Origin of the sequence: Bacillus sp. EB106-08-02-XG196, assembly GCF_013396335.1 — a bacterium.
GTDB lineage: Bacteria > Bacillota > Bacilli > Bacillales > Cytobacillaceae > Neobacillus.
On record NZ_JABWSY010000005.1, the window covers coordinates 182,056 to 196,955 of the forward strand.

The window sequence follows — 14,900 nt, forward strand, 5'->3', positions numbered from 1 at the left end:
AACTCATGAGCATCAAAGCTGAAGAAATTAGTGCCCTGATAAAAAAGCAAATTGAAAACTATCAGGCTGAAATTCAAGTGAGTGATGTTGGTACTGTTATCTCCGTAGGTGATGGTATCGCACGTGTTCATGGCCTCGACAATGTCATGGCTGGAGAACTTGTTGAATTTTCAAACGGCGTTATGGGTATGGCTCAAAACCTTGAAGCCAATAACGTTGGTATTATCATTCTTGGACCTTTCACTGAAATTAAAGAAGGTGACGAGGTTCGTCGTACAGGACGCATCATGGAGGTTCCAGTAGGTGAGGAACTAATTGGTCGTGTTGTTAACTCTTTAGGACAACCAGTTGATGGTATGGGTCCAATCAATACTACAAAAACTCGCCCTGTTGAAGCAGTTGCTTCAGGCGTTATGGCTCGTAAATCCGTTCATGAGCCATTACAAACAGGTATTAAAGCGATTGACGCGCTAGTTCCAATTGGTCGCGGACAACGTGAGTTAATTATCGGAGACCGTCAAACAGGTAAAACATCTGTTGCAATCGATACAATCTTGAACCAAAAAGGTCAAAACATGATTTGTATCTACGTTGCAATCGGTCAAAAGGAATCAACGGTACGTGGTGCGGTTGAAACCCTTCGTAAGTATGGTGCGCTAGACTATTCAATCGTTGTAACAGCATCTGCTTCACAACCAGCTCCATTGCTATTCTTAGCTCCTTATGCGGGCGTTGCGATGGCTGAAGAATTCATGTACAACGGCAAGCACGTTTTAATCGTATATGATGATTTATCAAAACAAGCGGCTGCATACCGTGAGCTTTCCCTATTACTTCGCCGTCCTCCAGGTCGTGAAGCATATCCAGGGGATGTATTCTATCTGCACAGCCGTTTACTTGAGCGTGCAGCTAAATTGAACGACACACTAGGTGCTGGTTCAATCACTGCATTGCCATTTATCGAAACACAAGCAGGGGACGTTTCTGCTTATATTCCAACAAACGTTATCTCCATCACAGATGGACAAATTTTCTTACAATCAGATCTATTCTTCTCCGGTGTACGTCCAGCGATCAACGCAGGTCTTTCCGTTTCTCGTGTAGGAGGATCCGCGCAAATCAAGGCGATGAAGAAGGTAGCAGGTACACTGCGTCTTGACCTTGCTTCATACCGTGAATTAGAAGCATTCGCACAGTTCGGATCTGACCTTGATAAAGCGACACAAGCGAAGCTTAACCGCGGTGCCCGCACTGTTGAAGTTCTAAAGCAAGATCTTCATAAGCCGCTTTCTGTTGAAAAGCAAGTAGCTATTCTTTATGCATTAACACGCGGATATTTGGATGATATTCCATTAGAAGATATCCGTCGTTTCGAATCAGAATACCTTAATTGGTTAGACCACAATCGCAAAGACTTGTTAGACCATATTGTGAAGACGAAAGATCTACCTTCCGATGACGATATGGCTGCTGCACTAAACGCCTTCAAAAAGACGTTCGCAGTTTCCGAATAAGTAGGGTCTGACATAATTGATGGGCGGAGGGGGTGACAGGCACGGTTTTGGGTGCCTGTTTCCCCCGTATCCCTAACTAACACATTCTTTGTAAGAGGGTGGTGAGAACCTATGGCATCATTACGCGATATAAAAAATAGTATTAATTCTACAAAAAAGATGAGTCAGATTACCAAAGCAATGGAGATGACTTCCGCAGCTAAATGGAACCGTGGAGTTATGAATGCAAAGGCATTTGTTCCTTACATGGAAAAAATCCAGGAAGTGACAGTGGCAGTCGCAATGGGCAGCAAAGGGATTAATCATCCTATGCTCCAATCTCGTCCTGTTAAGAAAACGGGTTATATTGTGATGACTTCTGACCGTGGTCTGGCTGGTGCTTTTAACAGTAACGTGATTCGACGTGTGTTTCAAACAATCGAAAACCGTCACAAGTCGAAAGATGAATACTCGATCATTGCAATCGGTCGTGTAGCGCGTGACTTTTTTGTTAAGCGCGGCGTTAATGTCGATCTTGAAATTGTTGGAGTATCGGATCAGCCGAACTTCGAAAGCGTTAAAGATATTACCAGTAGTACGGTAGGTATGTTCTCCGATGGAACCTTCGATGAACTTTACTTATTTTACACTCATTATAAAAGCGCGATTACGCAAGAGGTTATCGAGAAGAAGCTGCTTCCGTTAACGGATATTACAACGACTTCAAAGCTGACTTCTTATGAATTTGAGCCATCTGCAGAAGAAATTTTGGACGTTCTCCTGCCTCAATATGCTGAGAGCTTAATTTATGGCGCTCTTTTAGACAGCAAAGCAAGTGAGCATGCGGCCCGGATGACTGCGATGAGAAATGCTACTGATAATGCGAAAGAAATGATCAAAAATTATTCACTTATCTACAATCGTGCTCGTCAAGCAGCGATTACGCAAGAAATTGCGGAAATCGTCGGCGGTGCCGCTGCACTCGAGTAGAATCTATATTTTAAAAATGAACCCCATTTAGGGGCCTTGATAAGTTCTGCTGGACGGGAATGAGTTCATCGTTCCCGACTACATATCAGGACTATAACGTGTTAAGTGTGATTCACAGGTTCCTTTTTAAAAAAGGGGTTTGTGAAAAAGTAAGATAGGAGGGAAAATAATGAATAAAGGACGCGTTCTTCAGATTTTGGGTCCGGTTATTGACGTTAAGTTTGAAAACGGTCAGCTTCCTGAGATTTATAACGCTTTGCGTATTGAGTACAAAGCGCAGAATCAATCTGAAGTTGATATTAACTTAACTCTTGAAGTAGCCCTTCATTTAGGTGACGATACGGTTCGTACGATTGCAATGGCATCCACTGATGGTGTAATGCGTGGAATGGATGTTGTTGATACAGGTGCAGCTATTTCTGTACCGGTTGGGAACGTAACTCTTGGCCGTGTATTTAACGTATTAGGTGAAGTAATTGACCTTAACGAGGAAATTCCAGCGAGTGAGCGCCGTGATTCGATTCACCGTGAAGCTCCAACGTTTGAAAATCTTTCTACTGAGGTAGAAATTCTTGAAACGGGTATTAAAGTAGTAGACTTACTTGCTCCTTATATTAAGGGTGGTAAGATTGGTCTATTCGGTGGTGCCGGTGTAGGTAAAACGGTATTAATCCAGGAATTGATTAATAACATCGCGCAAGAGCACAGCGGTATTTCGGTATTCGCTGGTGTTGGTGAGCGTACACGTGAAGGTAATGACCTTTATCATGAAATGACGGATTCAGGCGTTATTAAGCAAACGGCGATGGTATTCGGACAGATGAACGAGCCGCCGGGAGCACGTATGCGTGTTGCTTTGACTGGTTTGACGATGGCTGAATATTTCCGTGATGAGCAAGGACAGGACGTTCTTTTCTTCATGGATAACATCTTCCGTTTCACGCAAGCAGGTTCTGAGGTTTCTGCGCTATTAGGCCGTATGCCTTCTGCCGTAGGTTACCAGCCGACTCTTGCTACTGAGATGGGTCGTTTACAGGAACGTATTACTTCAACAAATAAAGGTTCTGTTACATCGATCCAAGCGATTTACGTACCAGCCGATGACTATACGGATCCGGCTCCGGCTACAACTTTCGCTCACTTAGATGCGACGACAAACCTTGAGCGTAAGCTATCTGAAATGGGTATCTACCCTGCGGTGGATCCACTTGCTTCGACTTCTCGTGCCTTGTCACCTGAAATCGTTGGCGAAGAGCATTACAATGTAGCGCGTCAAATTCAATCAACATTACAGCGTTACCGTGAATTACAGGATATCATTGCGATTCTTGGTATGGATGAGCTTTCTGATGATGATAAGTTAGTCGTGCTTCGTGCGCGTCGTGTACAAAACTTCTTATCACAAAACTTCCATGTTGCTGAACAGTTTACTGGCCAGCCAGGATCTTATGTACCAGTAAAAGAAGCGGTTCGTGGTTTTAAAGAAATCCTTGAAGGTAAGTATGACCACCTTCCAGAAGACGCATTCCGCTTAGTTGGACGTATTGAAGACGTAGTGGAAAATGCAAAACGCATGGGTGTAGAGGCCTAAAGCCTGTCAGGAGGGTAAAAAATGAAGACGATTGAAGTCAGTGTTGTTACTCCGAATGGCCCGGTGTATGAGTCAGATGTGGAAATGGTTATTACGAAGGCTCAAAGTGGTGAATTAGGTATTTTACCTGGACATATTCCAATGGTTGCTCCTTTAGCAATTGGGGTAGTCCGCATGAAGAAGAATGGCAAGGAGCAGGATCTTATTGCGGTGAGCGGTGGCTTCCTAGAAGTCCGTCCTGACAAAGTAACAATCCTAGCCCAAGCCGCTGAAAGAGCAGAGGATATCGACGTTGAACGTGCACTAAGAGCGAAAGAACGTGCCGAGCAGCGTATGAAAGAGCAGAAAGTGGAAGACATCGACTTCCGTCGTGCTGAATTAGCCCTGCAGCGTGCCATCAACCGTCTGACGGTTACAGGAAAACAATAATAGATATGAATCAAACCCCTGCTTAGTCTGCGGACTGGCGGGGGTTTTTTGTCTTTTTAGTGGACGATGGTAGGTGTGTCAAAAAATAATTAACAGAATCTTTAAAAGTATTTGACTTGTTTGGTTAATGGTTATATAATCTCAGTAAGACATCATATGATGTCATATAACCATTAGGGGGTAAAGTAAATGAAAACTGAACATGTTAACCAAATTGCTGCTGCTATAAATGCAGTTAAAGCAACAGAAGTGAAAAACGTTTTTTTTGTGGCTTGTGGAGGTTCAATGGCATCCCTTGCTACTGGGGATTATTTCCTAAACAGAGAAATTGAGATTCCAAGTAGAGTTTACACTTCAAATGAATTTGTTCATGTGAACCCGCCAGGACTTGGTGAAGGAAGCGTTGTGATCCTTCGTTCACATTCAGGGACTACACCAGAAACGGTTACAGCAGCTAAATTCGCCCGAGAAAAAGGCGCAGTTACGATTGCGATTTCCATGGAGGTTGATTCTCCACTTTGTCAAGAAGCCGAGTATACCGTTCATTACAACTATAAGGATGGCTCAGATGCGATTGACGGAGAAACGGGTATATATTACAGCTTAATTTTCGGTATTTTGAATGCGGTTTCACAAAATGAAAAATATGAAAGAATATTAAGCCAATTAAATAATTTGGAAACTCTTTTTGAATCAAACAGAAAATTGACCTATGATCGTGCATTCCAATTTGGAAGCGAATACAAGCGCGATAAATTGATTTATACAATGGGAAGCGGTGCTTACTATCACCAGGCATATTCTTTTACAAGCTGCTTGTTAATGGAAATGTTATGGATCCACTCTAATGCGATTCATTCTGGCGAATACTTCCACGGACCATTTGAAGCAACTGACTTTGATGTGCCGTTCCTAATTATTAAAGGAGAAGGCGCTACTCGTCCATTAGATGAAAGAGCGATTAACTTTGCACAAAAATTCAGTAAAAAAGTTGAAGTGGTTGATGTAGCGGAATTGGATTACACAGGTATTGACGAAGATCTAAAAGAATACTTTGGTCCAGCTCTTGCAGGTGTTGTATTACGTCAATATGCAGATGGATTGGCAGAGCATACAGGTCACCCGCTTTCCGTAAGACGCTATATGTGGAAAATGGACTATTAATCTGTCACTATTCATCACTTACAACTCGGATTCAACATGATAGATTATAAGAAAGATTTTCTACTATACTTATGGGAAACAGTTTTCCAAGTGGACAAGGTTCAGTTGAAGGTTAATCTAATCTACGTTGTTGACTAGGACACTTAATTGAACTCACTCCATTTCATTATTTTAAAATTTATAATCAGAATATTATAAAGGGAGTGAAAAAATGAAAAGATTTTTGGCAATTTTCATGACAGTTCTTTTATTAGCATTAACAGCTTGTTCCTCCTCAGCAGGAAACGAAGAAAAAAAATCATCGGATAAAGATGTAGTGGAAATTGATTTCTTCCATAGATGGCCGAATGAACCACGGAAATCTTTCTATGATCAGAAAATTAAAGAATTTGAAGATGCTAATCCAGGGGTTAAGATAAAAGTCAATTCTGTTTTAAATGATTCCTACAAAGAGAAAATTAGAGTGCTCGTTTCTAACGACGATCTTCCAGATATTTTCTCATCTTGGTCTGACTCATTTGCTGAAAATCTTGTATCATCTGAACGTATTATGGAGCTAGATGATATTTTAGCAGAGGATTCTGAGTGGGCAGGAAAGTTAATTGAGTCTCAGTTTGCAGGTTTTACATTTGATGAAAAGAGGTATGGTGTACCATTTACGGTTGACGGCAAGGCATTCTTTTATAATAAGGAAGCTTTTAAGAAAAATAATCTTGAAGTTCCTAAAACCTATAAAGAATTTATCGCAGTTCTAGATGAATTACAGGATGCTGGTTATGAAACGCCGTTAGTAGAGGGTTTAACCAATGGATGGGCGATTTCGCATTACATGGGAACTATTTTCCAAAGGGTTGTTGATCCTGCTGTAACAGCAAAAGATTATAATGTCGAAACAGGTGAGTTTACAGATCCAGGTTATATTAAAGGATTAGAAATCTTCAAGGAACTTACTGATTATATGGGAGATCTCTCAACTGCAATTGACCACGAGGCTGCAAGAAATATGTTCGCTAGCGGTGAAGCACCAATCGTTTACATGCAGTTTGCTGAAGTTAAAATGGTAGAAGATCAAGGTATGACAGATTTCGGTTTCTTTGACTTCCCTGAAATTGAGGGTGGTAAAGGTGATTCTAAGGCACTTACTGGGGCACCTGAAGGATGGATGTTAAGTAAAAATGCACCAAAAGAAGCAGTTGATTTCTTGAAGTTCTTAACATCTGAAGAAACTGCTTACGATTTCACAAAAACAGATGGACAATTGAATGCCGTACAGGGAGCTGTTGATGAAGGCAATACTTCTCCTGCCAGATTAGAAGCTTATGGGCTCGTAACAAATGCTTCTGCAACTACACCATGGTTTGATAATGCTGTTAATATCAATATTGCCGATATCTTCATGAGAGGCGGACAGACATTAGCAAATGAGCAAACGACTCCAGAAGACATTATGAAGGAAGTAAAAGCTGAAGCAAAACGTTTGAAAAAGTAGAATGAATTCCCCTTCCTCAAGATTTGAGGACAGTGTTGCTCGAATCTTGGGGAAATCTAACCGAGTCAAAAATATTAGGGGTGGGGTCAATGCAAAGAAGAAAATTTAATATTATCCCTGTACTATTCTTATTGCCGAGCATCGCCTTGCTGCTCATATTTGTCTATATTCCGCTTATACAAAATTTTTATAATAGCTTTTTTGATTTTTCAGTTTTCTCTCAAACAAAAACATTTGTTGGTTTGGAAAATTTTAAAAACCTATTAGCCGATAAAGTAGTAAGTGTTGCACTTCTCAATAACGTTAAGTACGCAATCATTTCTGTGATCTTACAGGTCGGACTTGCTTTAGTGTTAGCTTATATCTTGGAAGATAAATTATTTCACAGAGTAGCCCCTTTCCTTAGGGTCGTTTACTTTATGCCGGTTATGATTTCCATTTCTGTTGTTGCTTTACTTTTTGGGTTTGTTTACAACCCGCAAATGGGACTTTTAAACAGTTTCCTTGAATTAATTGGTTTGGAAAACCTGAAAGAGGTATGGCTAGGCAATTCTGTGACGGCCATTTATTCCGTTATTGCCATGTCACAATGGCATAGTATTGGGTTTGTTACCCTCTTATTTATTGTTGCGATTCAGAAAATTCCGAAAGAGCTTTACGAAGCTGCTAATATAGATGGTGCTGGAAAAATAAGAATGTTTTTTAGCATTACAGTACCACAAGTAAGAGAAGCTATTTTTGTAAACACATTAATTACGATCACTGGATCTATGCTCGTTTTCAACGAACCTTATATTCTGACGAATGGCGGACCAGGCTTTAGTTCGACAGTCATGTCTGTACATATGTATCAGACTGGATTTGTGAAAGATAATATGGGCTATGCTTCCACACTGGCGATTATTATCTTTATTTTGACAGCGGTGCTGGCGCTTATTCAAATTAAACTGTCTCGCACGGGAAAGGATGATTAACATGGAGCAGGTAATAAAACCATCTGTGGAGCAGGTAATAAAACCATCTCGGAAACTACGAAAATTTAGTATCGGCCGATTTGTCACCATGTTAATGTTGGCGGCTTTTGCAATCGCCATCCTGTATCCGCTTCTTTGGATGGTTATCTCTTCGATGAAGAGCTATAATGAGATCTTCAATGATGTCTGGGGCTTACCTAGTACTTGGATTGTTGAAAACTACTCAATTGCCTGGTCAAAAGGTATATCCGGCTATTTTATGAATAGTTTGTTCGTTACATGTGTAACCATTATTGCGGTTCTGATTATTGGCTCGATGGCGGCATTTGTACTAGCCAGATATAAGACAAGATGGATTGACATTGCGCTGATTTTTACTATCGGCGGAATGATGATGAATCCACAGGTTGCCTTAATTCCATTGTTTAATATCCTTACGAATCTAGATTTAATCAATACCCATTGGGCGTTAATTTTAACGTATATCGCGTACCGATTGCCATTAACGATTTTGCTTTTGAGAGGGTATTTTTTAAGTATTCCAAAAGAATTGGAAGAGTCAGCCATTATTGATGGATGTACGGAATTCGGTATCTATCGAAGAATCTATTTGCCGATGTCCGTGCCCATTTTATTGACAACGATTGTATTGACTGCATTCTTTGCATGGAATGAGTTCTTATTTGCCACAGTCTTTATTGATTCAGAAATATTGAAAACGATTCCATCAGGATTAATGAACTTTAGAGATGCCTTACGGACAGATTGGGGCGTACTCCTTGCGGGGATGGTACTCGCTTCGCTTCCAATGATTGCGCTGTTAATCTTCTTGCAAAAGTATCTAGTTCAAGGACTATCTGAAGGATCTGTAAAAGGTTAAAGAAAGGATGAGCATGTTGAAGATTATTTCAATTGGAGATAATGTGGTCGATTGTTATTTGGATCAGGGGAAGTATTATCCTGGCGGTAACTGTGTCAATGTCGCTGTGAATTGTAAGCGTTCAGGAGCAGAATATGTAGGATATATTGGGGTTTTTGCCACCGACGATAAAGCAGCCCATTTGAAAAGCGTTCTAGAACTGGAAGGTATTCCTTATCACCGCTCACGTGTGGCAGAAGGGATCAGTGGACAACCCCGCGTAAATCTTACCGAGGATGGCGATCGTGTATTTGTAGGCGGGCCAAAGAATACGGTTCAACATACCTTAAAATTAAAACTTACTCCTGAGGACTATGAATACATTAAAGAGTTTGATGTTGCTCATACTAGCTGCTATAGTTCAATGGAGGAAGAACTTTCAGGCTTGGCGCAGAATATTAATGTATCCTATGATTTCTCGGATAAATATAATGCCGCTCAGCTTGAAAAAGTTTGCCCTTATATCAAACATGGGTTTTTCTCAGGAGCTCATTTAAGTGATGATGAACTGGAGAATTTAGTAGCGAAACTAGGGAAATATGATTTGGATACAATCGGTATTACTAGAGGTTCCAAGCCTGCTATTTTTCTCCACCGAGGAAAAAGGTATAGTCAAGAAGTGTTTGAAACCGAAATCGTTGATACAATGGGAGCAGGGGATAGTTTTATCGCTGGGTTTTTAACAGCCTTCTACAAGCAGAAAGACATGAAGGAAGCCTTAGTCTTTGCCGCTGAACGAGCTAGCATTACTTGTGGGTTTTATGGCGGGTTCGGCTACCCGAAGGATTTAGAATAGTACAATTGATATAGCCTAACGCCACAAGGTGGAGGCTATTATTTTTCGATAAAAAGATAGTCTTATAATCATTTTCTTATTATAATTACTATAAAAAGTAAATTTAAGAAGAGGTAACTTATGAATAAGGAAAAATCTGTTGAAACAGAGAGCCCAGTGTTTTTGTATGATCAGGTAAAGCATGGCATTATGGAAATGATTAATACGGGAAAAATTGTTTCCGGCCAAAGACTGCCGAATGAGAAGGAATTATGTGAAGCCTTCGACACAAGCAGAATTACCATTAGGCGTGCGTTGAAGGAACTTGCAAGTGAAGGGGTCATTGAAATCATTCATGGTAAAGGGACCTTTGTCAAAAACGTGAAACAAAAAATCCATATTCTTAATTTGAAAGGCTTTTCGGAGTTGTCAGTAGCGACAGGGGATGGCAATTTTACAAAAGAAATTTTGGTCAATCAAATTGAAACCGCTGACAATGAGCTTATGCAGTATTTTGAACGTAATGAGCCATTTGAAGTGGTGAAGCTTGTACGACTAATAAAGGATGGAAACAATATCTTTAGTGTTGACTTTTCCTATTTACCTTGTGATATTTACTCTGGCATTTCTGAAAAAATAAAGGATAATGTTTCAACCTTTAAAGTTATACATGATGATTACGGAATAAAGTTCGGCAAAGCGCGGAAGGAAATGGAGTTTATTCTTCCTCCTCAAGATTTAAGCAAGCTTCTTCAAGTCTCTCGAATGGAAACCGTCATTCAAGTTAAAAAAGTAATAAAGGATGATCATGAAAGACCGGTACATTACTCCGTGTATTACCTCCTTGCAAATAAGGTAAACTTCTATATTGACGTCGATATGGACAGTGATCTTGATTTAACGAAATAATGTAAAACAAAGACCTTTGGCTTGTGGCATGGGTCTTTTTTGTTTTGGCTTTTAGGCTAGGGAATTTGGGACAGTGGTGCAGGTACTGATGGATTTGATAAGGCAGGTAAACAAATGGTTTATGCAGGAGACTGTTAGAAAAATGCAGGTAGGAGTGTGAAAAGGGCAGATAGAGGAGGGGGAATGGCAGGTAAGGGGTGGGGATGAGGATATGATGGAGGATTTGTAATGAAGAATGGGGTTTTTACACATATTTGTGATAGAGAAAATGACGATGGCCAGTCTTACGACCGGCTTTTATGTGTTTATTGGGTGGTGGGATTTAGTTAGGCAGATAAACAAATGGTTTATGCAGGTGAAGTGAGGAAAAGGGCAGGTAGGAGTGTGAAAAAGGCAGATAGAGGGGAGAGAATGGCAGGTAAGGGTGGGGATGCGGAATTTATGGAGGATTTGAAATGGGGACTGGGGTTTTTACACATATTTGTGATAGAGAAAATGACGATGGCCAGTCTTACGACTGGCTCTTTTCAGGTTTATAAGGTGGAGGAATTAATTAGGCAGGTAAACAAATGGTTTATGCAGGTGAAGTGAGGAAAAGGGCAGGTAGGAGTGTGAAAAAGGCAGATAGAGGAGGGGGAATGGCAGGTAAGGGGTGGGGGTGAGGATATGATGGAGGATTTGTAATGGGGACTGGGGTTTTTGACTATATTTGTGATGGAGAAAGTGAGGATGGCCAGTCTTACGACCGGCTTTTATGTGTTTATTGGGTGGTGGGATTTAGTTAGGCAGATAAACAAATGGTTTATGCAGGTGAAGTGAGGAAAAGGGCAGGTAGGAGTGTGAAAAAGGCAGATAGAGGGGGGAGAATGGCAGGTAAGGGTGGGGATGCGGAATTTATGGAGGATTTGAAATGGGGACTGGGGTTTTTACACATATTTGTGATAGAGAAAATGATGATGGCCAGTCTTACGACTGGCTCTTTTCAGGTTTATAAGGTGGTGGGATTAATTAGGCAGATAAACAAATGGTTTATGCAGGTGAATGAAAGAAAAATGCAGGTAGGAGTGTGAATTAGGCAGGTGTAGAAGGGGGAAATGCAGGTACGTGGGTTGGGGATGAACTTGGTCCGCCTTCCGAATGTTATTTGTAGGGATTTAGTATGATGTTGATGATATTTATTACATTTTAATAGAAATTATTGAATGATTTGGTTTATTGTGAATATGATGGTGGTGATGATGTACAAGGGTCCTTTGGTAATGTTGGATTTTGATAGGTTGTTTTTTTGTATATATAGGTATGATTCGGTGAAGGTTTTATGACAATTCTCACTGACAATAGTGGAGTTTTGTTGTTAAATGTCGATATAAGGATGAAACACGGCTCTTGTGAGCCTATTTCTATGCACGTCATCTTTCGCTCCGCTGCAGATCACGTGCACCTAAGTTCAAGGTTTCACGGTTCGCTCTTGCGTCATCTCTGAAGTGATTTCAGGGAGCCTTTTCTGCGAGATCACGCAAACGCTCAGGGGGGTGGGGCCCTTGTGTCGCCAAACCAGGCTGCGAAGAAAATTGGAAATTCTATCGCCATGTGCTAACGCACATTGCGCTTCCGCTATCGCGTAAGCTTGCAAAACTTCCCATTTCAAGGCGTTTTTGAGAGCGAGCTCTCAAACGCTTGCAATGGGAAGTTTTGCGGCGATTGAATTTCCAATTTTAATGGGGTGGTGTTGTCGACACAGGTTTGTAACAGTGCTATAATGTTATCGGTTACAAGTTTCATTTGTATGAAAATTTTCAACATTGGAGGGATGGACTTGGAACTTTTGAATTTATATCAGAATAATTATCTGATAGTTTTTGTGTTCCTCTGTCTTGGGGTGCTGCTGCCGTTGGTGGCTTTATTTTTGGGTAAGTTTTTGCGTCCTCATAAGCCGAGTGTCGAGAAGTATACCACTTATGAGAGCGGTATTGATCCATTTCACGATTCCCGTGTACAGTTCAATGTCCGCTATTATATTTTTGCCCTTATGTTTGTTATTTTTGATGTAGAGACTGTATTTTTATACCCATGGGCGGTTGCCTATGATAAGCTGGGGATTTTTGCGTTAATTGAGATGTTGATTTTCGTAATTATGCTGTTAATTGGCTTAATCTACGCTTGGAAGAAGAAGGTGCTACGATGGACTTAAAACTAGATGACCTTTCACCAGAGGAAATGAGAGAGTTAGAACGAAATGTATTTTTTGCGACGCTGGAGCAAATTAAGGCTTGGGCACGAAGTAATTCTTTGTGGCCGATGACTTTTGGTCTGGCTTGTTGTGCGATTGAAATGATGGGTACGGGTGGAGCGAACTATGACCTTGACCGGTTTGGAACTATTTTCCGTACATCGCCAAGGCAATCGGATTGCATGATTGTGTCTGGTACGGTTACCAAGAAGATGGCGCCGATTGTTCGCCGTTTGTATGATCAAATGCCAGAGCCGAAATGGGTTATTGCGATGGGATCTTGCGCAACTGCAGGGGGACCGTATGTGAAGTCTTATGCCGTTGTGAAGGGTGTCGATCAAATCGTCCCTGTTGATGTTTATATCCCTGGATGCCCGCCAAACCCGGCCGCATTAATTTATGGTATTAATAAATTAAAGGAAAAGATTCGCTATGAGGCGAAGACTGGGAAGAAGGTGATCTAACCGATGAGCGGGGAAAAGGATCTCGATCAATTGAAAAAGGAAGCCGTTGCAAAGGCAAAGGCGGAAGCTTTAGCGAAACGTCAGGCAAAGGCTGCAGGTGAATCTGCTGATGCTCCAAAGCAGGAGGACAAACCTTCTGAACAAGCGCTAGGTCAGCCAGCGCAAACAGCGGGAACGCCTGCTGAAGATGGTGCGGACCTTGCGAAGAAAAAGGCAGCGGCAGCAGCGAAGGCGAAAGCGGCAGCACTAGCGAAGAAAAAACGTGAAGGTATTGTAGAGGAAGAAGCTCCTGCTCCGGTTGAAACGACACCAGCTTCAGCCCAAACGAGCGATGATGGAGACGATCTTGCGAAAAAGAAAGCAGCAGCGGTAGCGAAAGCAAAAGCGGCTGCGGCAGCGAAGCGTAAAGCAATGGAGTTAGCGGGAGAGTCAGTGCCAGCTGAGGAAACACCTGCGGCTGAAACGACCGATGACGGAGACGACCTTGCTAAGAAGAAGGCAGCAGCGGTAGCGAAAGCCAAAGCAGCGGCTGCAGCAAAACGTAAAGCGATGGAGTTAGCAGGAGACGCGGCACCAGCTGAGGAAACACCTGCGGCTGAATCGAGCGATGACGGTGATGACCTTGCGAAGAAAAAGGCAGCGGCAGTAGCCAAGGCAAAAGCGGCGGCAGCGGCGAAACGTAAGGCAATGGAGCTTGCGGGTGAAGGTGCACCAGCTGATGAACCAGCAGGTGATGACGCCAAGGCGAAAGCGGCAGCAGCGGCAAAGGCAAAAGCTGCGGCGGCAGCGAAAGCAAAGGCAGCAGCAGCGGCTAAAGCCAAAGCAGCTGGTACCGGTGAGGCGGACACTGCGGCGGGCGGCGATGATGAAAAAGCCAAGGCGAAAGCGGCAGCCGTAGCGAAAGCAAAAGCAGCGGCAGCAGCGAAGGCGAAAGCAAGAGAAGCAGCAAAAGGCGGCGACGTATCGCCAGCCGATACGGCCGAGCAGCCATCACCAAATCAGCCTTTCTTAGATAAATATAGGAAGGTTATTGAAGAAAACTTGGGCGCTGATGTTTTAGAAGATTCTTATATTAATAAATTATCGAAAGACGTTCCAACACTCATTGCGAAGAAAGATACATATTTCAAGGTAGCTCAGTTTTTAAAATATAATGAGCTCCTAGGGTTCGATTATCTATCTGAGCTGCATGGAACAGATTTTGTCACACATATGGAAGTGTATGTTCACTTATTCTCATACAAAAATCGCCAATCCGTGGCGTTGAAAGTAAAGATTGACCGCGATGAACCAACAATCGAGTCCTTGCAGCCAATTTGGGCAGGTGCTGACTGGCCTGAATGTGAAGCTTATGATTTACTAGGAATTAAGTTTACCGGACATCCGAATTTACATCGGATTATGCTAGGAGAAGATTGGGTTGGCCATCCACTGCGTAAAGATTATAAACCGTATGATGTGGAGGTGTAACCA

15 protein-coding genes are annotated in these 14,900 nt (G+C 41.9%); all 15 read left to right on the plus strand.

Annotation, left to right across the window (positions count from 1 at the left end):
- Positions 1-5: 5 nt before the first annotated feature.
- The 15 genes from atpA (at position 6) to MLOOGBEN_RS09780 (ending at position 14,897) form a co-directional block, all read left to right on the plus strand.
- Positions 6-1,514: a F0F1 ATP synthase subunit alpha gene (atpA, locus tag MLOOGBEN_RS09710; protein ID WP_179158056.1), complete on the plus strand. Its 1,509-nt coding sequence runs from the start codon at positions 6-8 to the stop codon at positions 1,512-1,514.
- Between the two features lie 111 nt (positions 1,515-1,625).
- Positions 1,626-2,483 carry an ATP synthase F1 subunit gamma gene (atpG, locus tag MLOOGBEN_RS09715; RefSeq protein WP_179158057.1) on the plus strand — a complete coding sequence of 286 codons (858 nt, stop codon included), beginning with the start codon at positions 1,626-1,628 and terminating at the stop codon, positions 2,481-2,483.
- Between the two features lie 169 nt (positions 2,484-2,652).
- The gene (gene atpD / locus MLOOGBEN_RS09720; protein WP_179158058.1) at positions 2,653-4,074 is read left to right on the plus strand and encodes a F0F1 ATP synthase subunit beta; all 1,422 of its coding nucleotides are present in this window, start codon (positions 2,653-2,655) and stop codon (positions 4,072-4,074) included.
- A 21-nt stretch (positions 4,075-4,095) separates the two neighbouring features.
- On the plus strand, positions 4,096-4,503 hold the full coding sequence (locus tag MLOOGBEN_RS09725; protein ID WP_179158059.1) for a F0F1 ATP synthase subunit epsilon: 408 nt from the start codon (positions 4,096-4,098) through the stop codon (positions 4,501-4,503).
- A 189-nt stretch (positions 4,504-4,692) separates the two neighbouring features.
- Positions 4,693-5,667 (plus strand): SIS domain-containing protein, encoded by a 975-nt coding sequence (locus MLOOGBEN_RS09730; protein ID WP_179158060.1) that lies wholly within the window; start codon positions 4,693-4,695, stop codon positions 5,665-5,667.
- A gap of 211 nt (positions 5,668-5,878) precedes the next feature.
- Complete coding sequence (locus MLOOGBEN_RS09735) at positions 5,879-7,156, plus strand: ABC transporter substrate-binding protein (RefSeq protein ID WP_179158061.1); 1,278 nt, start codon at positions 5,879-5,881, stop codon at positions 7,154-7,156.
- Positions 7,157-7,245: 89 nt separating this feature from the next.
- Complete coding sequence (locus tag MLOOGBEN_RS09740) at positions 7,246-8,130, plus strand: carbohydrate ABC transporter permease (RefSeq protein WP_179158062.1); 885 nt, start codon at positions 7,246-7,248, stop codon at positions 8,128-8,130.
- A gap of 1 nt (position 8,131) precedes the next feature.
- Positions 8,132-9,010, plus strand: coding sequence for a carbohydrate ABC transporter permease (locus MLOOGBEN_RS09745; protein WP_179158063.1), 879 nt, complete (start codon positions 8,132-8,134; stop codon positions 9,008-9,010).
- 7 nt (positions 9,011-9,017) lie between these two features.
- The gene (locus MLOOGBEN_RS09750; RefSeq protein WP_256989022.1) at positions 9,018-9,845 is read left to right on the plus strand and encodes a PfkB family carbohydrate kinase; all 828 of its coding nucleotides are present in this window, start codon (positions 9,018-9,020) and stop codon (positions 9,843-9,845) included.
- A gap of 120 nt (positions 9,846-9,965) precedes the next feature.
- Complete coding sequence (locus MLOOGBEN_RS09755) at positions 9,966-10,733, plus strand: GntR family transcriptional regulator (protein WP_179158065.1); 768 nt, start codon at positions 9,966-9,968, stop codon at positions 10,731-10,733.
- A 384-nt stretch (positions 10,734-11,117) separates the two neighbouring features.
- On the plus strand, positions 11,118-11,324 hold the full coding sequence (locus MLOOGBEN_RS09760; protein WP_179158066.1) for a hypothetical protein: 207 nt from the start codon (positions 11,118-11,120) through the stop codon (positions 11,322-11,324).
- A gap of 275 nt (positions 11,325-11,599) precedes the next feature.
- A complete protein-coding gene (locus tag MLOOGBEN_RS09765) occupies positions 11,600-11,803 on the plus strand; it encodes a hypothetical protein (protein WP_179158067.1) in 204 nt (67 codons plus the stop codon).
- Positions 11,804-12,549: 746 nt separating this feature from the next.
- Entirely contained in the window at positions 12,550-12,924 is a 375-nt protein-coding gene (locus MLOOGBEN_RS09770) for an NADH-quinone oxidoreductase subunit A (RefSeq protein ID WP_095247549.1), read from the plus strand.
- Complete coding sequence (locus MLOOGBEN_RS09775) at positions 12,915-13,427, plus strand: NuoB/complex I 20 kDa subunit family protein (protein WP_179158069.1); 513 nt, start codon at positions 12,915-12,917, stop codon at positions 13,425-13,427. Before MLOOGBEN_RS09770 ends, MLOOGBEN_RS09775 begins: the two co-directional genes overlap by 10 nt.
- Before the next feature lie 3 nt (positions 13,428-13,430).
- On the plus strand, positions 13,431-14,897 hold the full coding sequence (locus MLOOGBEN_RS09780) for an NADH-quinone oxidoreductase subunit C (protein WP_179158070.1): 1,467 nt from the start codon (positions 13,431-13,433) through the stop codon (positions 14,895-14,897).
- Positions 14,898-14,900: the final 3 nt, after the last annotated feature.